Origin of the sequence: Streptomyces spectabilis (assembly GCF_008704795.1) — a bacterium.
In the GTDB taxonomy this organism is placed as follows: Bacteria; Actinomycetota; Actinomycetes; order Streptomycetales; family Streptomycetaceae; genus Streptomyces; species Streptomyces spectabilis.
This window is the reverse complement of the sequence record NZ_CP023690.1, coordinates 5820487-5846145: the sequence shown is the minus strand read 5'-3', so window position 1 is coordinate 5846145 and position 25659 is coordinate 5820487. Positions and strand designations below refer to the sequence as shown.

Here is a 25659-nt window from a genome sequence, read left to right as displayed (position 1 = left end):
CGGCTGTGCCGACCGTGTCGACTGTGTCGGCTCAGATGAGGCCGAGGGCGCGGACCGCCTCGCGCTCCTCCGACAGCTCCTTGACGGAGGCGTCGATGCGGGCGCGGGAGAACTCGTTGATCTCCAGGCCCTGGACGATCTCGTACTTGCCGTCCTTGGTGGTGACGGGGAAGGAGGAGATGATCCCCTCCGGAACGCCGTACGAGCCGTCGGACGGAATGCCCATGGAGGTCCAGTCGCCGGCGGCGGTGCCGTTCACCCAGGTGTGGACGTGGTCGATGGCGGCGTTCGCGGCCGAGGCGGCCGAGGACGCGCCGCGGGCCTCGATGATCGCGGCGCCGCGCTTGGCGACGGTCGGGATGAAGGTGTCGCCCAGCCACGCCTGGTCGTTGACGACCTCCGCGGCGTTCTTGCCCGCGATCTCCGCGTGGAAGATGTCCGGGTACTGGGTCGCCGAGTGGTTGCCCCAGATGGTGAGGCGCTTGATGTCGGAGACGGCCGCACCGGTCTTCTTCGCGAGCTGCGAGATGGCGCGGTTGTGGTCCAGACGGGTCATCGCGGTGAAGCGCTCCGCCGGTACGTCCGGGGCGGCGGCCTGCGCGATGAGCGCGTTGGTGTTGGCCGGGTTGCCCACGACGAGGACCTTGATGTCGTCCGCGGCGTGGTCGTTGATGGCCTTGCCCTGCGGCTTGAAGATGCCGCCGTTGGCCTCCAGGAGGTCACCGCGCTCCATGCCCTTGGTGCGGGGGCGGGCGCCGACGAGCAGCGCGACGTTGGCACCGTCGAAGGCCACGTTCGGGTCGTCGCTGATCTCGATCGAGTTCAGCAGCGGGAAGGCGCAGTCGTCGAGCTCCATCGCGGTGCCCTCGGCGGCCTTCAGCGCCGGAGTGATCTCCAGCAGGCGCAGGTTGACCGGCACGTCCGCGCCGAGCAGGTGGCCGGACGCGATGCGGAACAGCAGCGCGTAGCCGATCTGGCCGGCCGCGCCGGTGACGGTGACATTCACGGGAGTGCGGGTCATGGCGATCTCCGTAAGACAGCTGGCGGTGGGGGTCCCTGCCCCATGTGCTGGATCCCCTGCCGACGCCCTCGTCGATCGCCTCTCGATGATCGATCTCTTGGCATCAAGAGAGATCCGCGGTCAGGCTATCGCGCCGCCTCTCGCCGAAGTCGCCGGGGAGGTGTGGCTCACCCCACATGGCGGGGTCGGGCCTCCCGCTCGGCCCCGGGGAGGGCGGCCGCCACTTCGGGAGAGGGGAGGTGGCGGCCGCCGTGGGGGTGTGACCACTCCCGTGGGGGTACGGTGCGTCTGCCCGGCGCGGCAGCGGGCATTCCTCTTCGGGCCCCTCCAATTCCTCCGGGCCCCTGGCGGGGGGGGCTCGCCCACCCGCCCACCCGCAGCTCCCCTGCCTTGCCGGCCCGGCCCCGACGCGGAGCGCCGCCCGCCGGTGGGCGCGCCCGCCGCTACCGCGGCGGAGCCTCCCACCCACCCCCGCTGTGGGCAATCGTCCCGCAGGGCGGGACGGGTGGGCACAGCCCCAGGCGCCGAGCAACCGCTCCGCGGGGCCGGGCGCGACGCAGAGCCGGGTGGGGGCGGAGGGTGGGACCAACCCCGCACCGGCAAAGCCACCCCAGGGCTACGGGCACAGCCCAAGCGCCGAGCAACCGCCCCGCAGGCCCGGGCCCGACGCAGAGCCGGGTGGGGGCGGAGGGTGGGACCAACCCCGCACCGACAAGGCCGCCCCAGGGGCGCGGGCACAGCCAAGGTGCCGCCCCCCCCAGACCCGGGCCCGACGCAAAACCAGGCGGGGGCGGGCGGGCGGGACCAAACCCGCACCGACAAAGCCGCCCCAGGGGCGCGGGCACAGCCAAGGTGCCGCCCCCCCCAGACCCGGGCCCGACGCAAAACCAGGCGGGGGCGGGCGGGCGGGACCAAACCCGCACCGACAAAGCCGCCCCAGGGGCGCGGGCACAGCCAAGGTGCCGCCCCCCCAGACCCGGGCCCGACGCAAAACCAGGCGGGGGCGGGCGGGCGGGACCAAACCCGCACCGGCAAAGCCGCCCCAGGGGCGCGGGCGCAGCCGAGGTGCCGCGGATCGGTCCGGCGGGGCCCGGCCAGGGGCCCCTCAGCAAGCGGCAGCTACTTCGTGCAGGCCTTCAGGCCCGAGGCAAGCGTCGCGCAGGCCTTGGCCTGCGTACCCGACTTCACGGCCACCATGGGCGTGTACGCGTCCACGTCCGCGGCCCCACCAACGGTCCCGCTCTGCCGCCCCGCCGCACCCCCGTCCGAGCCCCTGATCTGCACCTTGTCCCCGGACTTCGCCTGGGTGATCCGCGCCCACGCGGCCCCGCAGGTCTTGCTGTAGCGCACCTCGACGAGGGTCTTCGTACCGACGGTGACCCGCGCCGTCGTGCGGGCGAACTCGCCGCCGCAGCCCATGTTCTCGGGGTCCTTGCCCGCGCACGCGGCGCCGTTGCACTCGACCCCGGCGGGCAGGTCCGCCGTGGACGTCGTGGGGGTCGCGGACGGCTTGGCCTTGTCGTCGTCCTTGTCGCCCCTGCCGACACCGGTGAGGAACGCCGCCGCCCCTATGACGACGAGCGCGCCGACGACGCCCGCGAGGAACATCGTCAGCTTCCGCTTGCGCCGCTGCCCGTCCGGCGACTTCCCGTCGGGGCCGACGGGGGCCGCGGGCACGCCCCGCGCCCCGCCGCCGTACGCCGTCGCGGCCGAGGCGTGCGCGGAGGCCGCCGCCGTGGGCGGTGCCGCCGACGCCTCGTACGAGGACGGCGCGGAGGAAGGCGACGACGCGGACGACGAGGGGGCGGGGAACGAGGAAGGAGCGGAAGGAGCAGAGGAGGCGGAGGGGCCGGCGGGAGTCGACGACGGCGCCGCTCCCGGGCCCGGGCCCCCGGCCGCTCCGGGCTGCGCCGCCGTCCGCGCCCCGTACCGCGCGCTCTCATGGCGCGGCGGCACCGTCGGGGACACCCCGGCGGGGCCCGCGACGCCGGTGACCGCGCCGACGCCGCCGCGGGCCTTGCCGGAGCCGCCCTTGCCCTTGGGCGGGCTTGGCGCGGCGGCCTCGCCGAGGGCCGCGCGGGCCTGGGAGATGCGGATGGCCTGCATCGTCATGTCGTGCCGCATCTCGGAGCGGCTCCAGGCGCGCTCCGCGAGCTCCCACATGGTGACGAGGTGGACGGCGGGCGTGCCGGTGACTTCGGCGAGCGCGACGATCGCGCCCTTGGGGGCGAGCAGCCGCCCGTTCAGATAACGCTCCCACGACGTCTTGCTGTAGCCGGTCCTGTCCGCCACGGCGGCGATGCTCAGCCCGCTGCTGTCGACGAGTCTGCGCAGCTGGCTGGCGAACTCCCTGACCTGCGGGTCGAGGTCGTCCGGCAGCGCTTTCCAACGAGGCATCGCTCCCCCAATCCCCCCGTGCGTGCAAGTACCCCACGCATCGTGCTCATTGACTCAGTGCCCCGTACGAGCCCCCGAACGCTCCGGCTCTGGACTACCCAGAGAGATGCGCCAAGCCAGGATGACAGTTCCCGGATTGGGGGCGCACGGGAGCATTTGGGCCAGATGCGCCCCGTCGCACGCTCCGCGGTCGACGCACAGTGTCCCACCGACGTCCCACTTCACGATGCGGAACCCCAGGTCCCGCACTGGGACGTCCCAGAACCGTCCCGGATGCGCCGCTTGACCCTTTTGCGGGGCGGTTCCGCGGCGGAGTATCGAACACGGCATTTCCGTGCCGGAACCGGCTTGAACCGGCTGGAACAGACCGGAACGGGCTGAACCAGAGCGAACCACGGGGGATTTCCATGCACCACACCACGACCACCGGCGGCCCGCGGCCCCGGCAGCCCCGACGGCAGCGGCTACGCGTACAACGACTGGGGCGAGGAGGGCACCTTGTCCATCGGCAGCCACGCACGGTGAGCGACGCCACCGCCCTGTGGCAGACGGTCCTGTACGCGGACGGAGTCGGCCACGTACAGGTGGCAGCGGCACGAGGACCTGGAGGAGGTCAACGGGGCCGCCGTCCGCTCCGGTCCCGGCGCGGGCGTCGTCCCGCCGCGCGGCCACACCCGCGCCGCGAGGTCCCGGGCCGCGAGCAGCCGGGCGGGGGCTGCCGGGCGTTGAGGTAACGCTGCCAGGAGGACTTGCTGTATGAGGCCCGCTCGCCGAGCCCGACGAGGCTCAGGCCCGTGCGGTCCTTGAGCCGCCGCAGCAGCTCCACGAAGTGCCGCACCTCCGACGGCAGTTCCTCCGGCAGCGGCTGCCAGGCGCTCGCGCGCGCACTCATCGTCCACCCCTCCTCGCGCGCCCTGGTTCCTCCCCATCCGGTTTGTCACGTGACGGGGGAACAGCCCTGTTTGGTTCCCGCCCCCGGGGCCTTCCCTGCCGGGTCGTCGCGCAGCCGTAGCGGGCCCCGCACACCGTTGCGGAATGGTCACTTCCGTGCCACAGGGAACCGGCCGCCCTTGAAGCGAAGACGGCGTGTCCATGACGCTGAAGACACACGGCGAGCGCGCATCCCGCTCCCGGACGTACGGCGGCGCCCGTCCTCCCACGGGGGAGAGGACGGGCGCCGTCCTTCGTCTTCGGACAGGCTCTGAACTGGGCCCGGACCGGGCCTTCGCGGGACTCAGCCGGAGAAGCAGGTCTTCGTCGCGGTCTCCGCGAACGTCACGCACACCGTCGCGTCCGCCGGATCCGCGCCCTTGAGCGCCGTCATGGGCGTGGCCAGATACCGACGGGTGTCCTCGGGCTCGTCCGCCCGCAGTTCCTTCGCCCGCGCGCCCGGCAGGGAGACCACCGCGCGATCGCCGGGCAGCAGGCCCGTCGCCCGCGCCCACACCGCGTTGCACGCCTTGCCGACGCGCAGTTCGACCCGGCGCTCCGGGGCGAAGGAGCGGGTGGCGAGCGAGGCCACCTGCCCCGGGCCGCCGCAGCCCATCTTCTGCGGCTGCCGGCCCTCGCAGGCCGCGCCGACGCAGCGCGGCTCGTAGGGGCCGGGCCCCGGCTCGGTCGCCACGCGGTCCCGCCGCCGGTCGTCGTCGCGCGTGACGGCGAGCCCGGCCGTCACGCCGCCCGCGACCACCACGACGGCGGCGATCCCGAGGGCGAGCGCGGACCGGCGCCGCCGCGCGGCCCCGGCGCCGCCCGGCACGGGCCCCGTGGACCCGACCAGCGTGCCGATGTCGTCCGCCGCCCCGTCACCGCCCGCCCCGTCACCGCCCGCCCCGTCACCGCCAGGCCGGTCCGCCGCGCTCGCGTCGTCCCCCCGCGCCGACCGCCCGCTCCACGCCGCGTCCGCGAGGTCCCAGAGCGCGAGGAGGCGGCCCGGCGGTTCGTCGGCGAGCGCGCACAGCGCGGCGACGGCCTTGCGCGGCACGGGCTTCTTGCCGTTGAGGTACCGCTCCCAGGACGACTTGCTGTACGCGGTCCTGCGGCCGAGGGCCTCCAGGCTCAGACCCGTGCGCTCCCGCAGCTCCCGCAGGGCCTCGACGAGGGGCAGGCCCGCGGCCGGCGGCGCCGGTGACGGCCCGCCCCGGCCGTCCCGCCCCGCGCGCCCCTTCATTTGCGCAGCGCTCCCCAGGTGTCCGGGCCGACGATGCCGTCGGTCACCAGGCCCCGCGCGCGCTGGAAGCGCTTGACGGCCGCCTTCGTACCGTCGCCGTACGACCCGTCGATCTTCCCGGCGCCGAAGCCGTGGGCCTTGAGCAGGCACTGCGCCTCGACGACCTCCCAGCCGGTGCTCCCCCGGTCGAGGATCGCGGTGGCCGTCGTCGAGTACCCGGCGTGGCGGACGCCGTCGGCGCGGCCGTTCTCGCACGAGTACGTCCGTTCCTGGGCGTACGCGAACACACCGCGGCCCTCGTCGCCCCCGTCCCCCGAGAGCGCCCGCCCGGCGAGCAGGCCGCCCGCGAACGCCGCGGCCACCGCGAGCACGAGCGCGGTGAGCGCGGAGCGCAGCCGCACGGTGCGGGCCGCGGGCGGCGCTTCCGCGGGCGGTCCCGGCGGCGCGCTCGCACGTGTCACCGGCTGGGCCGCGGCCTCGGGCGCGACGGCCTCGGCCTCGCTGTCGACCGGCTCCGCGTGCCCGTCCGCCGCCCGCGCCACCTCGTGCAGCACGAGGAGCCGGGTCGGGTCCGCGCCGCAGACCTGGGCCAGCTCCTCCACCGCCGCACGCGGCACGGGCTTCTTGCCGTTCAGATACCGCTCCCACGAGGAGCCGCTGTACGAGGTCTTGGCGCCGAGCGACGCCAGGCTGAGTCCACTGTGGTCCTTCATCCGCCGTAACTGGACGAGGAGCTGACGCTCCTGCTCCCCCAGCTGCGCGGGCAGCTCTTTCCAACGCGGCATGTCTCCCCCGGACGCGTCACAAGGTCTCCCGGGCGTATCGCCCCCTGTGACCCAAAAGAGGGCGGATGCATCAATTCCGGTTCCCCGGCGGCCGTTTCGCACCCCCGAACCGGCCACTCCGGCCGTGTCCCACGTCCCACGCCCGCGCCCCCGGCTCCCGCTCCGCCGCAGGTCAGCGGGTGGGACATCCCAAGGGCACCCACCGGGACCAGCCGCTCTGGCTGTTGACCGATTCCGCTCGGCACAGTCGAGAACGCCGCATCTCGCGGCACCACTTCCACGGGGGAGAACACCCATGACCAGCAGCACACGCATGCCTTGTGACACCACGGACACCGGCTGGGGCCGCAAGGCCCGGGGGCACGTCCGGGCCACCGCCGTGGGCCTCACCGCGGCCGCCGTCCTGGGCGGCGGCCTCACCCTCGCCCCGGCCGCGTCCGCCGCGCCGCAGGGCACGGCGCCCGCCTGCGTCGAGCGGTCCGTCAGCGGGCGCTCCGCCACCGCCACCAACAACTGCGGCCGCGTGCTGCGCGTGAAGATCGTCGTCAAGCACGGCCCCGACTCGCGCTGCACCTCGCTCAAGCACCGCGCCTGGGCGCGCCACAGCTGGCCCTTCGGCTCCTACGACAAGACCGTGACCTGCTGAACGGCCGGCCCACGAGCAGCGGTCCGCCCTCCCGGGGGAGGGGGCGGGCCGCTCCGTCCGCCGCTCCGTGCGAGCAGCTCCGTGCGGGTCAGAGGCCCTGGTCGCCCGGCGTGACCAGGCCCGACTCGTACGCCATCACCACGGCCTGCGCCCGGGTGTCGATGTCCAGCTTGTTCATCGTGCGGTTCAGATGCGTCTTGACGGTCGCCTCGCTGATGTAGAGGCGGTCGGCTATCTCCGCGTTCGACAGGCCTCGCGCTATCAGCTTGAGGACCTCCAGCTCGCGGCCCGTCAGGGACTCCAGGCCCGGCGGCGACTCGGAGCCCGCGAGCGGGGTGCTCCCGGACCGCTGCGCGAACGCCTCCACCAGGCGGCGCGTGACGCTCGGCGCGAACAGCGCGTCGCCGCTGCCCACCGCCGCCACCGCGGCGAGGAGCCGCTCCGGGCCCGAGTCCTTGAGCAGGAACCCGGCCGCGCCCGCGCGCAGCGCCCCGTACACGTACTCGTCGAGGTCGAAGGTGGTCAGGACGAGAACGCGCGGCGCCGGGTCGGGCGCCGCGGCCAGGATGCGCTCGGTGGCCGTGATGCCGTTCATGCCGGGCATGCGGATGTCCATGAGGATCACGTCGGGACGGGCCTCCGCGGCGAGCTCCACGGCCTCGGCGCCGTCACCCGCCTCGCCGACGACCTCGATGCCGGGCGCGGCCCGCAGCACACCGACGAGCCCGGCGCGGATGAGGAACTGGTCGTCCACGACAAGCACCTTGATGTGGGGGGTCATTCGGTGACGTCGTCTCCCGGCGGTGCGGCCCGCGCGGACGTGGGCAGAGTGAGCCTGACGGCGAACCCCCCGCTGCTGCGCGGCCCTATGCTGATCGTTCCGCCGTAGAGCTTGGCCCGCTCACGCATGCCAATCAAGCCATGTCCCCGCCCTCGTTCCACTCTGTCCTGAATCACCCCCTCCCCGTCGTCGGTGACCGACACCTCGATGTGGTCATGGTGATAGTGCAGCTCAACGGTGGCGCTCGCCTGCCGCGCGTGCTTCAGGACGTTCGTGAGCGCCTCCTGCACCACGCGGTACGCGCACAGTTCCACGCCGGAGGCGATGGGCCGGGGCGTCCCCACGACCCGGAACTCGACGGGCACGCCGCCCGCCCTGACCCGGTCCGTCATCTCCCCGATGCGGGCGAGCCCCGGCATCGGCGCGTCCGGCACCTCCCCGCCGTCCTCCTGCGCCCGCAGCACCCGCAGCATGCGCCGCATCTCCTCGAGGGCCTCGGCGCTGGTGCCGGAGATGGTGCCGAGCGCGGCGCGCGCGGTCTTCGCGTCGGAGTCGAAGACGAACTTCGCGAGGCCCGCCTGCACGGAGATCACCGACATGTGGTGGGCGACCACGTCGTGCAGCTCCCGCGCTATCCGGCCGCGCTCCTCCACCACCGCGCGCCGCGCCTTCTCCTGCTGCTCGGCGCGCGTCCTGCGGGCCAGTTCCTGGGAGCGGCGCGCCAGATAGCCCATGCGCCACACCATGGCGTTGAAGCAGACGCACTGGGCCACGACGGAGGGGATGAAGGAGTCGTCGAGGGTGAGCAGACTCCCGAACGCCCAGAGGGCGGCGAGCAGGACCGCGAGCACCGCCGAGACCCGGGTCGGGCGCAGCAGCGAGACCGTGTAGAGGCACAGCAGCGGCCCGAACGAGGTCACGACCGGCCAGTAGCCCGCGAGGATGTAGACGACCCAGACGCTGTACGTCACCAGACAGACCGTGATCGGCGCCTTGGAGCGGGCGAGCGTCGGCAGGATGACGAGCAGCCCGAGCCCGTAGCCCTGGGTGTCGAGCGGGGTCCAGCCGATACCGTTCGCGCTCGGCCCGATCAGCACCAGTGCTGCCACCTGCCCGAGGGCGAGCAGGAGATCGGTGGTGAACGGGCGGAGTCGCATCGCCGCAGCGTAACGCGCGTTCAGCGAGGCCACGTCAACCCGTCGCCGTACCGCAGAAGTTGTAGCTGACGGGCAGCTGCGCCCTACGTCGTACCCGAACGTCAACCTGGGACAGGACGACGCGGACCCCCCGCCGCCCGTAGTTTCTTGCCTCAGCACCACCGCCCGAGTCGCCCAGACGACCGGCGCGCACGGGGGAAGGGAGCGCGGGCCCGCTGACGGGGGATCGAAGGGGAGGCAGGTCCGCGCTCCACGAAACACCAGCAACGGCCGCCGGACGAAGGCGGCACGACGAGACCACTGAGGTCGAGGCTTCGTGCGCGGGGGCGCGCACGGGGGAACGGGCCCTCGACCGCGAGCACCACCCTGCCCCACCGCCGACGGCCCGTACTCTCCTGGCGAGTACGGGCCGTCGGTCTGTCCGGCGAAGCGCCTAGCTGCTGATCGTGAAGTGCAGCGTGTCGTCCAGGAACGGGATCACCAGCCACGGATTGGGCTGGGCCATCATCGCCAGCAGCACGATGGCGAGGCCGAGGATCCCGTACGTCACCATGTCGGTGAACCGCGAGCGCACCGCCAGCATGCCGACGCCCGGCAGCGTCCAGCGCATCACGGCGCCCGCGAGCAGCCCGAGCCCGACCAGTATCGTCCCCACCCGGAAGACGTCGAACGCGGTCAGGAGCAGCCCGAGGGCGACCACCGACACGACGACGAGCAGCGGCCACTGCCGCGCGGGCGCGGGCGCGTCCCCCGGCGCGGCCCGGCCGCCGCCCTCGGGCCGCGCGGTGTCCCGGGTGAACAGCGGGAAGCGCCGCGACGTCTTGCGCGGCACCCCGTCGGGCCCGGGCGCGCTCACGGCGCCCTTGGCGGTGGGCTGCTCCGACCGCTCGGTCCCGTCCTTGGCGTCAGCACTCATGGCGGCCACTCCCGGCTCAGGCCGCGGCACCGCGCTCGGCGGCCTCGACCACGTTCACCAGGAGCTGCGCGCGCGTCATCGGGCCCACGCCGCCCGGGTTGGGCGACAGCCAGCCCGCGACCTCGGCCACTCCGGGGTGCACATCGCCGACGATCTTCCCGCTCTCGTCCCGGGACACGCCCACGTCGAGCACGGCGGCGCCGGGCTTCACGTCCTCCGGCTTGACGAGGTGCGGCACGCCCGCGGCGGCCACGATGATGTCGGCCCGGCGCAGGTGCGAGGCGAGGTCACGGGTGCCGGTGTGGCACTGCGTCACCGTCGCGTTCTCCGACTTGCGGGTCAGGAGCAGCGGCATGGGCCGGCCGATGGTGACGCCGCGGCCGACGACCACGACCTCCGCGCCCTTGATCTCCACGTCGTGCTGACGGAGGAGACGGATGATCCCGTACGGCGTGCAGGGCAGCGGCGCGGGCTCGTTCAGGACCAGGCGGCCCAGGTTCGTCGGGTGCAGGCCGTCCGCGTCCTTGGCCGGGTCCATCAGCTCCAGGACGCGGTTCTCGTCGATGCCCTTGGGCAGCGGCAGCTGCACGATGTAGCCGGTGCAGGCCGGGTCCTCGTTCAGCTCCCGCACCACGGCCTCGATCTCCTCCTGCGAGGCGGTCGCGGGCAGTTCGCGCTGGATGGAGGCGATGCCGACCTGCGCGCAGTCGCGGTGCTTGCCCGCCACGTACTTCTGGCTGCCGGGGTCGTCGCCGACGAGGACGGTGCCGAGTCCGGGCGTGACGCCCTTTTCCTTCAGGGCCGCCACGCGGACGGCCAGTTCGGACTTGATCGCTGCTGCGGTGGCCTTGCCATCGAGAATCTGGGCGGTCATGCTCCCATCCTCCCGGATGACCACGCCCGCGTACCAATCCGGCCCACTCGCACGACGTCGGGTTCGCGTTGCGATTGCACTCGCACAACACCGGGAAAACGCGGCTGGACAAACAAGCGGGCGCTAAAGAACGATAAGCACCACAGTGCCGCGGCCGGTGTCGGGGGGACCGACGCATCTGTGAACGTTCCTCCGTGCGTGCCGTGACGTCCCCGCACTCCCCACTCCGACCGGAGGAACACCCCAGCATGAGCACGCCGCCGCCCAATCCCTACGGCCAGCCGCAGCAGCCCCAGCCCGGCTACGGTCCCGGATACGGCTACCCGCAGCAGGCCCCCCAGGGCGTCCCCCCGCAGCAGGGCGGCTACCCCGGGCAGAACTACGCCCCGTACCCGCAGGCACAGCCGGGCCAGTCCCCGTACGGCGCGTACCCGCAGGCGGCCGGGTACGGCATGGGCCACGACGGCCGCCCGGAGCTGGCGCACTGGGGCCTGCGCGTGGGCGCGACCCTGCTGGACGGGCTGATCACGATCGTGCCGCTCTATCTGGTCGTGGGGCTCGCCGTGGGCATCGGCGGCGAGGACATGTCCGCGGGCGCCTCCCTCGTCTCCGTGCTCGCCCTGGCCTACACGGTCTTCATGGGCTTCTACCAGATCCACCTGGAGGGCAAGACCGGCCAGTCGATCGGCAAGAGGATCGTCGGCATCCGCGTCCTGCGCGAGGCCGACGGCCGCTTCCTCGGCTTCGGCATGGCCTTCGTGCGCAAGCTCGCGCACTTCCTCGACAGCATCCCCTGCTACATCGGCTACCTGTGGCCGCTGTGGGACGACAAGAAGCAGTGCTTCGCCGACAAGGTGTGCGGCACGGTCGTCATCAAGGGCTGATCCGGTACGGATACGGCGCGGGCGCCGCCCCCCTGGGAGGGGTGCGGCGCCCGCGCCGTATCCGTACCGCTCAGTGGAAGAAGTGCCGCGTGCCCGTGAAGTACATCGTCACGCCGGCCTTCTTCGCGGCCTCGACCACCAGCTCGTCGCGGACCGAACCGCCCGGCTGGACCACGGCCTTGACGCCCGCGGCGGTCAGCACCTCCAGGCCGTCGGGGAAGGGGAAGAAGGCGTCGGACGCGGCGTAGGCGCCGCGGGCGCGCTCCTCGCCCGCCCGCTCGACCGCGAGCTTCGCGGAGTCGACGCGGTTGACCTGCCCCATGCCGACGCCGACGGACGCGCCGTCCTTGGCGAGCAGGATCGCGTTGGACTTCACCGCGCGGCAGGCGCGCCAGGCGAAGGCGAGCTCGGCCAGCTCGCCCGGGGACAGCGCGTCACCGGTCGCGAGGGTCCAGCTCGCCGGGTTGTCGCCGTCTGCCTGGAGCCGGTCGGTGACCTGGAGCAGCGCGCCGCCGTCGATCGGCTTGACCTCGACGGGCGCCGAGGGCGCCTGCGGGGCGCGCAGGACGCGGATGTTCTTCTTCTTGGTGAGGGCCTCAAGCGCGCCGTCCTCGTAGTCGGGCGCCACGATGACCTCGGTGAAGATCTCGGCGACCTGCTCCGCCATCTCCTTGGTCACCGGCCGGTTGACGGCGATGACGCCGCCGAACGCGGACAGCGGGTCGCAGGCGTGCGCCTTGCGGTGCGCCTCGGCGACGTTGCCGCCGATCGCGATGCCGCACGGGTTGGCGTGCTTGATGATCGCCACGCACGGGTCGTCGTGGTCGTACGCGGCACGGCGCGCGGCGTCCGTGTCCGTGTAGTTGTTGTACGACATCTCCTTGCCGTGCAGCTGCTCGGCCTCGGCGAGGCCGCCGCGGCCGTCCGTGTACAGGGCGGCGCTCTGGTGCGGGTTCTCGCCGTAGCGCAGCTGGTTCTTCAGGTCGAAGGCGGCACCGACGAAGGCCGGGAAGCGCTCGCCCGCGCCCTCCTCCGTCTCCAGGAACCAGTTGGCGACCGCGACGTCGTAGGCGGCGGTGTGCTGGAACGCCTCGGCGGCCAGGGCGCGGCGCGCCGCGAAGTCGAAGCCGCCCGCGCGGACCGCGGCGAGCAGGTCCCCGTACCGGGAGGGGCTCGTGACCACGGCGACCGACGGGTGGTTCTTGGCGGCGGCGCGGACCATCGAGGGGCCGCCGATGTCGATCTGCTCGACGCACTCGTCGACGCTCGCACCGGAGGCGACGGTCTCGCGGAACGGGTAGAGGTTCACCACGACCAGGCCGAACGGCTCCACGCCGAGCTCCTGGAGCTGCTTGCGGTGCGCCTCCAGACGCAGATCGGCGAGGATGCCCGCGTGCACGCGCGGGTGCAGCGTCTTGACCCGGCCGTCCAGGCACTCGGGGAAGCCCGTCAGCTCCTCGACCTTGGTGACGGGCACGCCCGCGGCGGCGATCCGCGCGGCGGTCGACCCGGTCGACACCAGCTCCACGCCGGCCTCGTGCAGACCGCGCGCGAGACCCTCCAGGCCGGTCTTGTCGTACACGCTGATCAGCGCGCGGCGGATGGGCCGCTGATCGGCGCCGGGGCTGCTCCGGGGTGTCTGGGGCGTCGTACCTTCGGCGGTCACGGGATAACTACCTTTCGTCCCTCGATGCTGTAGCCGTCGCGGGCGAGGCGACCCACGACGTCGACGAGCAGGCTTCGCTCGACTTCCTTGATGCGCTCGTGCAGAGCGCTCTCGTCGTCCTCGTCCCTGACCTCCACCACGCCCTGCGCGATGATCGGGCCGGTGTCGACGCCGTCGTCGACGAAGTGGACGGTGCAGCCGGTGACCTTGGCGCCGTACGCGAGCGCGTCGCGGACGCCGTGGGCCCCCGGAAAACTGGGCAGCAGCGCGGGGTGCGTATTGACGGTGCGCCCGCCGAACCGGGCGAGGAACTCCTTGCCGACGATGCGCATGAACCCGGCGGAGACGACCAGGTCGGGCTCGTACGCGGCGGTGGCCTCGGCGAGCGCCGCGTCCCACGCCTCCCGCGTCCCGTGGTCCTTCACCCGGCACACGAAGGTCGGCAGGCCCGCGCGCTCGGCGCGCTCCAGACCCGCGATCCCGGTGCGGTCGGCGCCGACGGCCACGATCTCGGCGCCGTAGGCGACGGGGCCGTGCTCCTCGATGGCGTCGAGCAGTGCCTGCAGATTCGTACCTGATCCGGAGACCAGCACGACGAGGCGCTTGGCCTTGGCCACGACGGGGCCCTTTCTCGGGAGTGCTCTTTGTACGGTCGTACGAAGGCTTCGCATCTCCCGATACGGGGAACTCTACGAAGCGGCCGACCGTCAGCAACGATACCGGCACACCCGGCGGCCCCTCACGGGACGGGGGCGCGGCCGGAAGGTAGCGTCTGTGGGGGCAGCCGCCCGAACGCCGAGTTGCCAAGCTCCACCACCGAGTTGCCCGGCTCCGCACAGCCGGGCCGCGGAGCGCCGCCAGCGCTCTGTGCCAGAGCTCTATACAAGGGGAAGACGCACACCTGATGCCGGACCGCAGCCTCCGCCTCACGCCAGCCCTCGCGTCCGCGCACGGACCGACGCACGACGGGCGCCGCGGCTCGACACCCGGCCCGGGTGCGGTGCTGCTCCGGGAGGGGCGGCCCGGCCCCTCGTCCCCGGCGCCGGAGGACCAGCGCGGCGGCCGCGGCTCCGGTGGGCAGGGTTCCGGCGGCCAGGGCTCCGGCGGGCAGGGCTCCGCGCAGGACGACAACCCGTTCGCGCCCCCGCCCGAGGGCACCCCCGAGCAGCCGTGGCGACCGCGGCACCCGAACGGGTCGGGCTCCGACGACCAGGGCTCCGGCGGCCAGGGCGACTCCCCCTGGGGCAGCCAGTGGAGCGACCAGCAGCCCGGCCGGGGCTCCGGCGGCTTCGGCGACCGGCCCCGCGGCCAGGGCCAGGACGGCCCCGGCGGGCAGAACGGCCAGGGCGGCGGTCTGCGCTGGGACCCCACCGACCCCGCCCAGCGCCGCGCGCGGTACGCGCTGCTCTCCGGCATGTGGGCCTTCTTCTTCGCCCTCTTCGGCTGGGACTACGTGGCGCTGCTGCTCGGCGCGCTCGGCATGTACTGGGCCGTCAGCGCGCTGCGGGCCAAGCCGCGGCGCCCCGACCCGACCGCCGCGGCCGCGCCGGAGCCGGCCGCCGCCCGCGGGTCGCGGCCCCAGACCACGGCGGCCATCAGCGGCCTGGTGACGGCCTCGCTCGCGCTGGTCATGGTGCTCGCGACGTTCGGAGCGCAGCTCATCTACCGCGACTACTACACCTGTCGTGACGACGCGCTGACGGGGGCCTCGCAGCAGGCCTGCGAAGACCTCCTCCCGAAGCAGCTCCGCCCCCTCCTCACCGACCGCGACTGACCCGCCCAGGGGCCGCCCCCCCCCCCGCTGTGGGCAATCGTCCCGCTGGGCGGGACGGGTGGGCACAGCGCCCAGGCGCCGATCAGCCGTTGCACAGGGGCCGCCGCCCAGGTCAGCCCCCGGTTCCGCTTCCCCCCGGCGGGCCCTCGTCGCGCCCCGGCAGGAAGTCGTACGGCTCGAAGGAGGGCGGCGGACCCGGGGCCTCCGGCTCAAAGGGCTCCAGGGGCTCCAGGGGTTCAAGCGGCTCCAGTGGCTCAAAGGGCTCGAAGAGCTCGGACAGATCCCCGGGCCCCGAGGGCTCAGGCACGGGGGCCTCAGGCGACGCGGCCCGGCCCGCCCAGGGCCGCCAGGCGCGGAGGCGCCCCGCCCAGGAAGCCCGGCCGGGCCGAGGCGCCCGTACCCGCCAGGCCCGCACCCCCAGCGCGACGGGCACCCCCAGACCCCCCACCCAAGCGACGGCCGCAACCCCCGTGAGCCACCCCACAGGCCCGAACTCCGCAAGCACCCGCACCCCCATCGCGCCCCCGGCCACCTCCGCGAGCCCCGCACACGCACCCCCGCACCCCACCGCCGCCCCCACCACCACGAGCACCGTCCGCCCCACCGGCCACGCCGCCTCCCGCTCCCCGAACGCCGGCGCCGCCGCCCCCGCCACGAACCACCCCACCGCACATCCCGCGAGCACCGGCACCACCCCCACCGCCCAGGTGAACGGCGACCCGGCCCCGGCCCCCGGCACCGCCGCGAGCAGCGGGAACTCCGGAAGCAGCGGCGCCGCCTGCGCGCCGAGCGGCCCGACCACGGTCCCCGTACCGAGCACGAACCCGGGCCCGAGCCCGTACGCCGCGCCCCACACCGCCGCGTTCGGCACCAGCGCGAGCGCGAGCAGGAGCACCGCGAACCGCCCCGACCACACCCCGGTGAGCTCCAGGAACGACTCCCGCACCGGACCGCCGTGCAGCACGAGCGACACCCCGACGAGCAGCGCGCCCCCGCCCACGAGCACCACCGTCCCGGCCGCCGCCGCCCGGCCCGCTGCGAGCACCCGTTCCCGTACGAAGAAGCGCCGTACCGCGGCGGGAAGCCGTTCCCACGCGCGCGTCACCGCGTCCGGCAGCGGCCCCCGCGGCCGCCCGTGCGCCGCCCACACGCCCGAACCCGCCGCCGCCACCGCGAGCACCGGCACGTGCCACGCCACGCTCGGCCACGAAGGGCGCAGCTCACCGCCCGCCGCGTACAGCGTGGCCGCGAACCCCACCAGGAGGTAGCCCGCGGCCACGCCCCACCACGCCGCCCGCACCCCCATCGCGCGCCCCTCCGGATCGGCGGCGTCCCGCGCGGCCCGGTGCAGCAGCCAGCACGGCAGCGCGAGCAGGAGCAGCGGTGTCACGCCGACCGGCGCGGCCGCCCCGGACAGCGTCTCGGTGCGGACGAGCTCCGTGCCGTGCGCGAGCAGCCAGAGCGCCGCCGCCACGTGCAGCGCGCCGTCGGGGCCGCTGTCCGGGTACGGCGAGCTGATCCACAGGACCATCACCAGGACCGCGAACGCGCCGAGCCCGAGCCCCGCCGCGACCGCCCCGCCCAGCACCCCCGTGGCAAGCCCTGACGATCCGTCATGCGTCCGTCCCGCCGCGTCTGACGGGTTCGGCTGCTCCCGCGGCGGCGGCCAGGAGCCGGAATCGGAGCCGGAGTCGGTGAGGTGCGTCACCCGGCCATGCTCCCAACGACACGCGCTTTCTTCGCGTAACACGCGAATACCGGATGTGTCGCCCAAGATACGTTTATGTTCTTTTTCGTACGGCGGGACGGCTAGCCATGACCCAGAGCCCGGCCTCCCCCAGACTCTCGGCCTCGACCGAGCAGGCAGGCCTCCCTTCGCTGCCGCCCCCCAAGGAGCGCCGCAGGCTGCGCGAGGCGAAGCCGCTCACCCAGGCCCAGCTCGCCGCGCTCGTGGGCGTCACCCGCGAGACCGTCCGCTCCTGGGAGTCCGGCCGCACGGAGCCGCGCGGCAGCAGACGCGCGGCCTACGCGAAGCTCCTGGAGTCCCTCGCGCGACCGGCGGCCCCGGCCCCCGACGCCCCGCCCCCGACGAGCAGCAGCCGGAACCCGCGCCCCCGGCCACCCCCGAAGCCGCCTTCGACGCCCTCTGCGCCCACACGGCCCCGGCCCTGCTCCGCCAGGCCTACGCCCTCACCGGCCATCGCGCCCTCGCCTCGGAGTCCGTCGAGCGCGCCTTCCAGCTCGCCTGGCAGCGCTGGCCCGAGGTCGCCGTGGACCGCGACCCGGCGGGCTGGGTGCGCGCGGCCGCCCACGAGTACGCGCTGTCCCCCTGGCACCGCTTCCGCCCCGGTCTGCGGCACCCGGACACACCGCCCGCCGACGCGTCCGACCGTGCCGTCCTCGACGTCCTGCTCGGCCTGCCGCCCGCGCAGCGCCGCACCCTGATGCTCTACGACGGCGTCGGGCTCGACCTGCCCGAGACCGCCGCCGAGACGGAGGCCAGCACTCCGGCCGCGGCGAGCCGACTGCTCAGCGCCCGCGGGACGCTGGCCGAGCGGCTGGCGGACCTCGGTCTCGCCGACCGGCCCGAGGCCCTGACCGAGCGGCTGACCGCGCTCGGCCGCGCGGAGCGGCTCGCCGTGCCGCGACCGGCCCGCGTCCGCACCGCGAGCGAACGCCGCGCCCGGCTGTGGACCCGCGCCGCCATCGCCTTCACCGCGCTGATCGTCACCGCCACCGCCCTGACGCTGCGCACGGCCCCCACCCACTACGAACCGCCCGTGCCCTCCGGCAAGGCCATCAGCGGCGTCCCCCCGAGGATGGGACCGGGCCCCCTGACCCCCGAGGACGAGACCCTCAAGCAGAAGCTCCGTTCGGCCCCCCACCCCGGCCCGGAACGGCTGACCCCCGATCCGTACTGACCGCCGGGAACACAGAAGCGGGCCCGCACCCCAGTTCTGGGTGCGGGCCCGCTTCTCAGGACCGTGGAGGTCAGCCGGCCAGGATCGCCCGGGCCAGCTTCGCCGTCTCGGTGGGGGTCTTGCCGACCTTCACCCCGGCGGCCTCGAGGGCCTCCTTCTTCGCGGCGGCCGTGCCGGACGAGCCGGAGACGATGGCGCCGGCGTGGCCCATCGTCTTGCCCTCGGGCGCGGTGAAGCCCGCGACGTAGCCGACGACCGGCTTGGTCACGTTGGCCTTGATGTAGTCCGCCGCACGCTCCTCGGCGTCGCCGCCGATCTCACCGATCATCACGATCAGGTCGGTGTCGGGGTCGGCCTCGAACGCGGCCAGGGCGTCGATGTGCGTCGTACCGATGACCGGGTCGCCACCGATGCCGACGGCCGACGAGAAGCCGATGTCGCGCAGCTCGTACATCATCTGGTACGTGAGCGTGCCGGACTTCGAGACCAGGCCGATGCGGCCCGGCTTCGTGATGTCGCCCGGGATGATGCCCGCGTTCGACTGGCCGGGGGTGATCAGACCCGGGCAGTTCGGGCCGATGATCCGCGTCGTGTTGCCCTTCTCCACGGCGTACGCGTAGAACGCGGCGGAGTCGTGGACGGCGATGCCCTCGGTGATGACGACCGCGAGCGGGATCTCGGCGTCGATGGCCTCGACGACGGCGGCCTTCGCGAAGGCCGGGGGCACGAAGAGGACGGAGACGTTGGCGCCCGTCTTCTCCATCGCCTCGGCGACGGTGCCGAAGACCGGGATCTCGGTGCCGTCGATGTCGACCGACTGACCCGCCTTGCGCGGGTTCACGCCGCCGACGATGTTCGTGCCGTCACCCAGCATGAGCTTGGTGTGCTTCATGCCCGTGGCACCGGTCATGCCCTGGACGATGACCTTGCTGTCCTTGTTGAGGAAGATAGCCATGGTGGTCTGAGTCCCTCGTCCCTTACTTCGCAGCCGCAGCGAGCTCGGCGGCCTTGTCGGCCGCGCCGTCCATGGTGTCCACGCGCTGCACCAGCGGGTGGTTGGCGTCGGAGAGGATCTTGCGACCCAGCTCGGCGTTGTTGCCGTCGAGGCGGACGACGAGCGGCTTCTCGACCTTCTCGCCCTTCTCCTCGAGGAGCGCGAGCGCCTGGACGATGCCGTTGGCGACCTCGTCACAGGCGGTGATGCCACCGAAGACGTTGACGAAGACGGACTTGACGGCCGGGTCGCCGAGGATGATCTCCAGGCCGTTCGCCATCACCTGGGCGGAGGCGCCGCCACCGATGTCCAGGAAGTTGGCGGGCTTCACGCCGCCGTGGTTCTCACCGGCGTACGCGACGACGTCGAGGGTCGACATGACCAGACCCGCGCCGTTGCCGATGATGCCGACCTCGCCGTCGAGCTTGACGTAGTTGAGGTCCTTGGCCTTGGCGGCAGCCTCGAGCGGGTCGGCTGCCTCCTTGTCCTCCAGCGCCTCGTGCTCCGGCTGGCGGAAGTCGGCGTTGGCGTCCAGGGACACCTTGCCGTCGAGGGCCAGGATGTCGCCGGAGGCGACCTTGGCCAGCGGGTTGACCTCGACGAGGAGGGCGTCCTCCTTGAGGAAGGTGTCCCACAGCGTCACGAGGACGTCGGCGACCTTGTCCGCGACCTCGGCCGGGAACTTCGCCGCCTCGACGATCTCCCGCGCCTTCTCCGGGGTCACGCCCTTGTTGGCGTCGATCGGGGTCTTGGCGACGGCCTCCGGGCGGGTGGCCGCCACCTCCTCGATGTCCATGCCGCCCTCGACGGAGGCGATGGAGAGGAAGGTGCGGTTGGTGCGGTCCAGGAGGAAGGAGACGTAGTACTCCTCCACGATCTCCGGGGCCGTCTCGGCGATCATCACCTTGTGGACCGTGTGGCCCTTGATGTCCATGCCGAGGATGTCCGTCGCGCGAGCGACGGCCTCGTCCGGCGTCGCCGCCAGCTTGACGCCGCCGGCCTTGCCGCGGCCACCGACCTTCACCTGCGCCTTCACGACCGACTTGCCGCCAAGGCGTTCAGTCGCCGCGCGCGCCGCCTCAGGCGTGTCGATGACTTCACCGGCCAGCACCGGTACACCGTGCTTGGCGAAGAGGTCCCTCGCCTGGTACTCGAACAGGTCCACGCGCGTCCGTCCCTTTTCAGTGATCTCGCGCCGCTGTCGCTAAGCGGCTTCAGTCTCTGCGTGCTCTGCGTGGGCGTGCCGCGAAGGGCAACGTGACTGCGCTGTCACAAGGGAGGCGTAGCCGAAGAGTCCGGTACGCGGCATGTCCGTCTCGCAGGTTATCGCCGCGGGACCTGCGTCCCTAAATCGCAGATCACATTTGCGCGGTGATGACGGTCACAGATCGTGCCCGCCGTGATAGAGCGGGCGGCTCCCGAGCCCCCTCTCGGGCGCCCCCTCACGGCCTCCGATGCCCCCGGGCCCCGCCGGAACCGGCCTCGCCGGAACCCCCGCGTTCGCTCTCGCGACCGGCCACCGCGTGTCGCGTCGGGCGCGCCCCCTTCGCCAACGGCCGACGTCCTGGCAGCGCCCCGCCCGTTACCGGTGAGTACTCATCTCCGGCACGGGCAGCGGACGGCGTTCGATCGCCGCGGCCATCACTTCGGGGAAGTGGTCGGGGGTGCAGGCGAACGCCGGAGCGCCGAGGGCGGCGAGCGCGGCCGCGTGGTCGTGGTCGTACGCGGGCGCCCCCTCGTCGGACAGCGCGAGCAGCGTCACGAACTGCACTCCGGAGGCCTTCATCGCCGCGACCCGCTTGAGCATCTCGTTCCGTATCCCGCCCTCGTACAGGTCGGAGATCAGGACCACGACCGTGTCGGCGGGGCGGGCTATCCGCGCCTGGCAGTACGCGAGCGCCCTGTTGATGTCGGTGCCGCCGCCGAGCCGTGTGCCGAAGAGCACCTCCACGGGGTCGTCGAGCTGGTCCGTCAGGTCGACCACGCTGGTGTCGAACACCACGAGCCGCGTACTGATCGACCGCATGGACGCGAGGACCGCGCCGAACACCGAGGCGTAGACGACGGACGCCGCCATCGAGCCGGACTGGTCGACGCAGAGGATGACGTCCTTCTTCACCGCCTGCGACGCCCGTCCGTACCCGACGAGCCGCTCGGGGACCACCGTCTTGTACTCGGGCAGGTAGTTCTTGAGGTTGGCCGCGATCGTGCGGTTCCAGTCGATGTCGTGATGGCGGGGCCGCCGCACCCGCGCGCTGCGGTCGAGCGCGCCGGTGAGCGTGGCACGGGTGCGGGTCGCGAGCCGCTTCTCCAGGTCCTCGACGACCTTCCGCACGACGGCTCTCGCGGTGTCCTTCGTCTCCTCCGGCATCGCCTGGTTCAGCGAGAGCAGCGTGCCGACCAGGTGGACGTCCGCCTCCACCGCCGCCAGCATCTCCGGCTCCAGGAGCAGCGCGGAGAGCCCGAGCCGGTCGATCGCGTCGCGCTGCATGACCTGCACGACGGACGAGGGGAAGTACGTCCGGATGTCACCGAGCCACCGCGCGACCGACGGCGCCGACGCCCCGAGCCCCGCGGCACGCCCCTGCCCCCGCTCCGTCTTGCCCCCGCCGCCCCCGTACAGCGAGGACAGCGCCCCGTCCATCGCGGCGTCCCGCCCGGTCAGCGCACGACCGGTGCCGTCCGCACCGCCCCCGCCCAGCACAAGCCGCCACCGCCGCAGCCGCTCATCCCCCACCACACCACCTACCCCACCGCCCGACACGCCACCTCCCGCGCCGCCCGACACGCCACCTGCCGCGCCGCCTGTCACCTCACCCGACGCGCCGCCCGTCACGTCACCTCCCGCACCGCTTGCCACGCCGCCCGACACGCCACTCGCCACGTCATCTGCGTCCCTCATCGAGCCACCCCCACAAGGCCACCGCCCAGCGGGGCCGCAGCCTCGCCGCCGCCACTCGTCGCTGCCACGCCACTCGTCACGTCACCTGCGGCTGTCATCGGCCCACCCCCACCAGGCCGCCGCCCAGCGGGGCCGCGGTCTTGCCGCCGCCGGAGCCGCTGCCGCGGCCGTCACCGCGGCCGCCGCCCCAGCCCGTGTCACCGTCACCGTCGCCCGCGCCGCCGTACACGACACCACCGCCCTTGAGTCGATCGTCCGCTTCCCCGAACCCGCCGTCGCCCAGCCCCAGCAGCAGCCCCACCACCGGCAGGACCGCGTCCGCCCGCTCCCGGTCGAGCTCCTGGGCGAACCCGGGCACCCCGGTGGCGGCCACGGCGGGGGCGCCTCCCCGCCGCACCAGCTCGCCCAGGGTGCGCCGCACCCCCGCCTCGTACGCGGAGAACGTCCGCCGCAGCAGCGGCAGTACGTCGACGAACGCCTCGGCCGACACCCCCGTGAGCCACTGGTCGACGAGCCCCAGCAGCCGCTCGTCGTGCACCAGCAGCATCCCGCCGCCCGCGCCCCCGCCGACGAACCCCTCGATCCACGCGGCCGCCTCCCCCGGCTCGCTCCCCCGCGACAGGGCAAGGCCCATCAACCGCGCGGCCTCCCCCTCCGCCAGCGCCCCGTCATCCATCAGCAGGCGCGCGCACCGCCCCCGCACGCCCCCCACGACCCGCTCCCCTTCGGCGAGCCCCCGCAGGACCCCGAGCCATCGCGGTCGCAGACCGGCCCCGGGCGCGGCCCGACCTCCCAGCAGCCCCACGGCACCGTGCACCGCGTCCACGCGGCCCCGCATCCGCTCCGCCGCATCCGCGTCGAGCCCCACACAGGCCGACGGCAACCCCACGCACACCCGCTCCGCGAGCCCGAGCGCCACCTCCCCCAGCGCCCCCGTGTCCGTGCCCCGCACGTCCCCGTACCGCAGCGACCGCACCAGCGCGGGCAGCGCCTCCGCCAGGTGCCCCACGTCCGCGTCCAAGGCCGCCCGGTCGGCGAGCACCCGCATCACCACCGGCAGGGCCGACTTCAGCCCGGCGAGCAGGCACCGCTCCGCCAGGGCCGTAACGTCGGCGAGGGCCTCCGCGCCCACCGCGTCCGCCTGCGCCTTGGCGGTCGCGGCGGCCGCGACCGTCGTGCCCCACACCCCGGCCTCGGCGACCCGCACCGACAGCTCCGGCTCCCACCGCAGCCGCCAGGTCTCCCGGAACGTACCGGTGCTGCCGCGCGCCTTAACCGGCTCGCCCCAGCCGACGCCGAGCAGCCGCAGCCGGTGCAGGAGCCTGCTGCGCGCCGCGTCGGTCTCCTTGCGCAGGTCGAGCTCCACCTCCCGCTCCAGCGCCTCCGGCTTGAGCCGCAGCTTGCGCTGGAGGCGGCCGAGGTCCCGTTGCAACGGCACCGCGGGGGCGGACTCCGGCACCTCACCGAGCACGTCGCCGACGACGAGCCGGTCGTGCACCAGGGCGAGCGGCACGTCCGACCCTTCACACATCACGGCCCGGACCGCGTCCAGCGTCTCGGTGAGCCCGGCAAGGGGCCGCCCGCGCATCGCGGCGAGCGTGTCGGCGAGCCGCACCGCCTCGATGACGTGCGCGGACGACACGATCCTGCCCTCCTCCCTGAGCAGCATCGCGACCCTGGTCAGCCAGCGCTCGACGGGCCGGTCGGGCGCGCCGAACAGATGGCCGTACCAGCCGGGCGAGTCGATGCCCGCGCCGTACCCGCTCGTACGGGCCAGACGGCGGTGCGTCCAGGGCACCCAGGTCATGTCGACCTTGACCTTCGGCAGTCCCTTGAGGAGCGCCCGGTCCGCGGCCGCCGTCGTCCGGTGCCGCAGCGCGGGCACGTGCCACGCCCCGCAGACCACGGCGACCCCCTCGGCCCCGAACTCCCGCTGCGCCGCCCGGACTTGCAGCCGCATATACGCCTCGCGCAGCAGGTCCCGTCCTACGCCGTCGCTCCCCGGCGTCTCGCGCAGCGCCCCCATGGCCTCGCCGAGCGCCCCGAACGGGGCGAACGGGTCGGCGCCCGCCCCCCGGTGCTCGACGACGTCCTCCCACCAGCGCTCCGGGTCGTCGTACCCCGCGGCCCCGGCGAGCGTGCCGATGGGGTCTCCCCTGCCGGGGCCCGACTCGTCCGGCGCCTCCTCGCGGCGCGCGAGCGTGTGCGCGGCCGGGAGGTCCATGAACCGCACCGGCGCCCCGCGCCGCACGGCCCACCGGATCGCCACCCACTCCGGCGAGAACTCCGCGAGCGGCCAGAACGCCGACCGGCCCGGCTCGTCCACCACGTGCGCGAGCAGGGCCACCGGCGGCCTCATGTCCGCGTCGGCGGCGAGCCGTACGAGGCCGTCGGCCTCCGGCGGGCCCTCGATCAGGACGACACGCGGCTCAGCGGCGTCCAGCGCGGCCCGCACCGCGCGCGCGGAGCCGGGACCGTGGTGCCGCACCCCGAGCAGCAGCGGCCCGCCGACCCTCTCCGTGGCGGTCGTCATGCGCTCACCTCGCGGCACGCGCGGTAGAAGTCCTTCCACCCGTCACGCTCGCGCACGACCGCTTCCAGGTACTCCTGCCAGACCATCGCGTCCGCCGCCGGATCCCGCACGACCGCGCCGAGGATGCCCGCCGCGACGTCACCGGGGCGCAGCACGCCGTCCCCGAAGTGCGCCGCGAGGGCCAGGCCGTTGGTGACCACGGAGATCGCCTCGGCCGTCGAAAGCGTGCCGCTCGGCGACTTCACCTTCGTACGGCCGTCCGTCGTGACGCCGTCGCGCAGCTCGCGGAAGACCGTGACGACGCGGCGGATCTCGTCGATGCCGTCGGGGGCGGCGGGCAGGTCGAGGGAGCGCCCGATCTGGTCGACGCGGCGCGCGACGATGTCGACCTCGGCGTCGGCGCTCTCCGGCAGCGGCAGCACGACCGTGTTGAAGCGGCGGCGCAGCGCGCTGGACAGGTCGTTGACCCCGCGGTCGCGGTCGTTCGCCGTGGCGATCAGGTTGAAGCCGCGGACGGCCTGCACCTCCTCGCCCAACTCCGGTATGGGCAGGGTCTTCTCCGACAGGATCGTGATCAGCGTGTCCTGGACGTCGGCGGGGATGCGGGTCAGCTCCTCGACGCGGGCCGTCATGCCCTCGGACATGGCGCGCATCACCGGGCTGGGCACGAGGGCGTCGCGGCTGGGGCCGTGGGCGAGCAGCCGCGCGTAGTTCCACCCGTAGCGAATGGCCTCTTCGGGTGTGCCTGCCGTGCCCTGGACCAGGAGCGTCGAGTCGCCGCTGACCGCTGCCGCGAGGTGCTCGGACACCCAGGTCTTCGCGGTGCCGGGCACACCGAGCAGCAGCAGCGCGCGATCGGTGGCGAGCGTGGTGACGGCGACCTCGACGATGCGGCGCGGGCCCACGTACTTGGGTGTGATCACGGTGCCGTCCGGCAGCGTGCCGCCCAGCAGATACGTGGCGACGGCCCAGGGCGAGAGCCGCCAGCGGGCCGGGCGCGGCCGGTCGTCCTGCCCGGCGAGCGCGGCGAGTTCGGCGGCGAAGGCGTCCTCGGCGTGCGGCCGCAGCTCCTGCGTCGCACCCTGCCCGCCGCTCTCCGCGGGCCTCGCTGATGCGGCGCGGCCGCCGGTCGGCTCCACGGAAACGGTCATGGTGGTCCCCCTCAAGCTCGGGCATGCGCGAGCCACCCGAAGCGCGCATGCGTCGGCAACGACGCGGCCTTGCCGACGGCTTGGCCG

Annotated in this window: 19 protein-coding genes and 2 pseudogenes; 4 read left to right on the top strand and 17 right to left on the bottom strand. The window is 73.9% G+C overall.

Annotated features, from left to right (window positions below):
- Window positions 1-31: 31 nt before the first annotated feature.
- The 5 genes and pseudogenes from CP982_RS25765 to CP982_RS25745 all read right to left on the bottom strand — a co-directional run bounded on the left by CP982_RS25765 (window position 32) and on the right by CP982_RS25745 (window position 6373).
- Window positions 32-1021, bottom strand: a complete 990-nt coding sequence (locus CP982_RS25765) for a malate dehydrogenase (RefSeq protein ID WP_150512658.1) — start codon at window positions 1019-1021, stop codon at window positions 32-34.
- A gap of 1119 nt (window positions 1022-2140) precedes the next feature.
- On the bottom strand, window positions 2141-3418 hold the full coding sequence (locus CP982_RS25760) for a helix-turn-helix domain-containing protein (RefSeq protein WP_150512657.1): 1278 nt from the start codon (window positions 3416-3418) through the stop codon (window positions 2141-2143).
- 706 nt (window positions 3419-4124) lie between these two features.
- Window positions 4125-4310: pseudogene (locus CP982_RS25755) on the bottom strand (helix-turn-helix domain-containing protein); the annotation flags it as partial.
- Between the two features lie 342 nt (window positions 4311-4652).
- The gene (locus tag CP982_RS25750) at window positions 4653-5588 is read right to left on the bottom strand and encodes a helix-turn-helix domain-containing protein (protein ID WP_150512656.1); all 936 of its coding nucleotides are present in this window, start codon (window positions 5586-5588) and stop codon (window positions 4653-4655) included.
- On the bottom strand, window positions 5585-6373 hold the full coding sequence (locus CP982_RS25745) for a peptidoglycan-binding protein (RefSeq protein WP_150512655.1): 789 nt from the start codon (window positions 6371-6373) through the stop codon (window positions 5585-5587). Before CP982_RS25745 ends, CP982_RS25750 begins: the two co-directional genes overlap by 4 nt.
- Before the next feature lie 295 nt (window positions 6374-6668).
- Between CP982_RS25745 and CP982_RS41840 the strand changes: the two genes are divergently transcribed.
- Window positions 6669-7019: a hypothetical protein gene (locus tag CP982_RS41840; protein ID WP_170316491.1), complete on the top strand. Its 351-nt coding sequence runs from the start codon at window positions 6669-6671 to the stop codon at window positions 7017-7019.
- Between the two features lie 88 nt (window positions 7020-7107).
- Here the strand turns inward: CP982_RS41840 and CP982_RS25735 are convergent, their stop codons facing one another.
- The 4 genes from CP982_RS25735 to CP982_RS25720 all read right to left on the bottom strand — a co-directional run bounded on the left by CP982_RS25735 (window position 7108) and on the right by CP982_RS25720 (window position 10747).
- Window positions 7108-7800, bottom strand: a complete 693-nt coding sequence (locus CP982_RS25735; protein ID WP_150512653.1) for a response regulator — start codon at window positions 7798-7800, stop codon at window positions 7108-7110.
- Window positions 7797-8957 (bottom strand): sensor histidine kinase, encoded by a 1161-nt coding sequence (locus tag CP982_RS25730; RefSeq protein ID WP_150512652.1) that lies wholly within the window; start codon window positions 8955-8957, stop codon window positions 7797-7799. The genes CP982_RS25735 and CP982_RS25730 overlap by 4 nt, the downstream gene beginning before the upstream one ends.
- 433 nt (window positions 8958-9390) lie before the next feature.
- Window positions 9391-9873, bottom strand: coding sequence for a DUF3017 domain-containing protein (locus tag CP982_RS25725; protein ID WP_150512651.1), 483 nt, complete (start codon window positions 9871-9873; stop codon window positions 9391-9393).
- A gap of 16 nt (window positions 9874-9889) precedes the next feature.
- Window positions 9890-10747: a bifunctional methylenetetrahydrofolate dehydrogenase/methenyltetrahydrofolate cyclohydrolase gene (locus CP982_RS25720; protein WP_150512650.1), complete on the bottom strand. Its 858-nt coding sequence runs from the start codon at window positions 10745-10747 to the stop codon at window positions 9890-9892.
- 248 nt (window positions 10748-10995) lie between these two features.
- Between CP982_RS25720 and CP982_RS25715 the strand changes: the two genes are divergently transcribed.
- Entirely contained in the window at window positions 10996-11631 is a 636-nt protein-coding gene (locus CP982_RS25715) for an RDD family protein (protein ID WP_150512649.1), read from the top strand.
- Between the two features lie 70 nt (window positions 11632-11701).
- Here the strand turns inward: CP982_RS25715 and purH are convergent, their stop codons facing one another.
- The gene (gene purH, locus CP982_RS25710) at window positions 11702-13297 is read right to left on the bottom strand and encodes a bifunctional phosphoribosylaminoimidazolecarboxamide formyltransferase/IMP cyclohydrolase (RefSeq protein WP_150512648.1); all 1596 of its coding nucleotides are present in this window, start codon (window positions 13295-13297) and stop codon (window positions 11702-11704) included.
- On the bottom strand, window positions 13294-13968 hold the full coding sequence (gene purN, locus CP982_RS25705; protein WP_150512647.1) for a phosphoribosylglycinamide formyltransferase: 675 nt from the start codon (window positions 13966-13968) through the stop codon (window positions 13294-13296). The genes purH and purN overlap by 4 nt, the downstream gene beginning before the upstream one ends.
- A 233-nt stretch (window positions 13969-14201) precedes the next feature.
- On the opposite strand from purN, the gene CP982_RS25700 reads away from it, so the two are divergent.
- Window positions 14202-15071, top strand: a complete 870-nt coding sequence (locus CP982_RS25700) for a hypothetical protein (RefSeq protein ID WP_150512646.1) — start codon at window positions 14202-14204, stop codon at window positions 15069-15071.
- Between the two features lie 112 nt (window positions 15072-15183).
- On the opposite strand, the gene CP982_RS25695 is transcribed toward CP982_RS25700, so the two are convergent.
- Window positions 15184-16779 (bottom strand): cell division protein PerM, encoded by a 1596-nt coding sequence (locus CP982_RS25695; protein ID WP_184926479.1) that lies wholly within the window; start codon window positions 16777-16779, stop codon window positions 15184-15186.
- Between the two features lie 107 nt (window positions 16780-16886).
- On the opposite strand from CP982_RS25695, the pseudogene CP982_RS25690 reads away from it, so the two are divergent.
- Window positions 16887-17992: pseudogene (locus CP982_RS25690) on the top strand (helix-turn-helix domain-containing protein).
- 70 nt (window positions 17993-18062) lie between these two features.
- Here the strand turns inward: CP982_RS25690 and sucD are convergent.
- From sucD to CP982_RS25665, 5 genes are all read right to left on the bottom strand, one after another.
- The gene (gene sucD, locus CP982_RS25685; RefSeq protein ID WP_150512645.1) at window positions 18063-18947 is read right to left on the bottom strand and encodes a succinate--CoA ligase subunit alpha; all 885 of its coding nucleotides are present in this window, start codon (window positions 18945-18947) and stop codon (window positions 18063-18065) included.
- 22 nt (window positions 18948-18969) lie between these two features.
- A complete protein-coding gene (gene sucC / locus CP982_RS25680) occupies window positions 18970-20151 on the bottom strand; it encodes an ADP-forming succinate--CoA ligase subunit beta (protein WP_150512644.1) in 1182 nt (393 codons plus the stop codon).
- Window positions 20152-20568: 417 nt separating this feature from the next.
- The gene (locus tag CP982_RS25675; RefSeq protein WP_372503521.1) at window positions 20569-21798 is read right to left on the bottom strand and encodes a VWA domain-containing protein; all 1230 of its coding nucleotides are present in this window, start codon (window positions 21796-21798) and stop codon (window positions 20569-20571) included.
- Window positions 21799-21982: 184 nt separating this feature from the next.
- On the bottom strand, window positions 21983-24421 hold the full coding sequence (locus tag CP982_RS25670) for a DUF5682 family protein (RefSeq protein ID WP_150512642.1): 2439 nt from the start codon (window positions 24419-24421) through the stop codon (window positions 21983-21985).
- A complete protein-coding gene (locus CP982_RS25665; RefSeq protein WP_150512641.1) occupies window positions 24418-25572 on the bottom strand; it encodes an ATP-binding protein in 1155 nt (384 codons plus the stop codon). The genes CP982_RS25670 and CP982_RS25665 overlap by 4 nt, the downstream gene beginning before the upstream one ends.
- Window positions 25573-25659: the final 87 nt, after the last annotated feature.

Excerpts from the sequence above, each read along its gene's own strand:
- CP982_RS25765 (WP_150512658.1), bottom strand. The coding sequence starts at position 1,021 with ATGACCCGCACTCCCGTGAATGTCACCGTCACCGGCGCGGCCGGCCAG.
- CP982_RS25760 (WP_150512657.1), bottom strand. The coding sequence starts at position 3,418 with ATGCCTCGTTGGAAAGCGCTGCCGGACGACCTCGACCCGCAGGTCAGG.
- CP982_RS25750 (WP_150512656.1), bottom strand. The coding sequence starts at position 5,588 with ATGAAGGGGCGCGCGGGGCGGGACGGCCGGGGCGGGCCGTCACCGGCG.
- CP982_RS25745 (WP_150512655.1), bottom strand. The coding sequence starts at position 6,373 with ATGCCGCGTTGGAAAGAGCTGCCCGCGCAGCTGGGGGAGCAGGAGCGT.
- CP982_RS41840 (WP_170316491.1), top strand. The coding sequence starts at position 6,669 with ATGACCAGCAGCACACGCATGCCTTGTGACACCACGGACACCGGCTGG.
- CP982_RS25735 (WP_150512653.1), bottom strand. The coding sequence starts at position 7,800 with ATGACCCCCCACATCAAGGTGCTTGTCGTGGACGACCAGTTCCTCATC.
- CP982_RS25730 (WP_150512652.1), bottom strand. The coding sequence starts at position 8,957 with ATGCGACTCCGCCCGTTCACCACCGATCTCCTGCTCGCCCTCGGGCAG.
- CP982_RS25725 (WP_150512651.1), bottom strand. The coding sequence starts at position 9,873 with ATGAGTGCTGACGCCAAGGACGGGACCGAGCGGTCGGAGCAGCCCACC.
- CP982_RS25720 (WP_150512650.1), bottom strand. The coding sequence starts at position 10,747 with ATGACCGCCCAGATTCTCGATGGCAAGGCCACCGCAGCAGCGATCAAG.
- CP982_RS25715 (WP_150512649.1), top strand. The coding sequence starts at position 10,996 with ATGAGCACGCCGCCGCCCAATCCCTACGGCCAGCCGCAGCAGCCCCAG.
- purN (WP_150512647.1), bottom strand. The coding sequence starts at position 13,968 with ATGCGAAGCCTTCGTACGACCGTACAAAGAGCACTCCCGAGAAAGGGC.
- CP982_RS25700 (WP_150512646.1), top strand. The coding sequence starts at position 14,202 with ATGCCGGACCGCAGCCTCCGCCTCACGCCAGCCCTCGCGTCCGCGCAC.
- sucD (WP_150512645.1), bottom strand. The coding sequence starts at position 18,947 with ATGGCTATCTTCCTCAACAAGGACAGCAAGGTCATCGTCCAGGGCATG.
- CP982_RS25670 (WP_150512642.1), bottom strand. The coding sequence starts at position 24,421 with ATGACGACCGCCACGGAGAGGGTCGGCGGGCCGCTGCTGCTCGGGGTG.
- CP982_RS25665 (WP_150512641.1), bottom strand. The coding sequence starts at position 25,572 with ATGACCGTTTCCGTGGAGCCGACCGGCGGCCGCGCCGCATCAGCGAGG.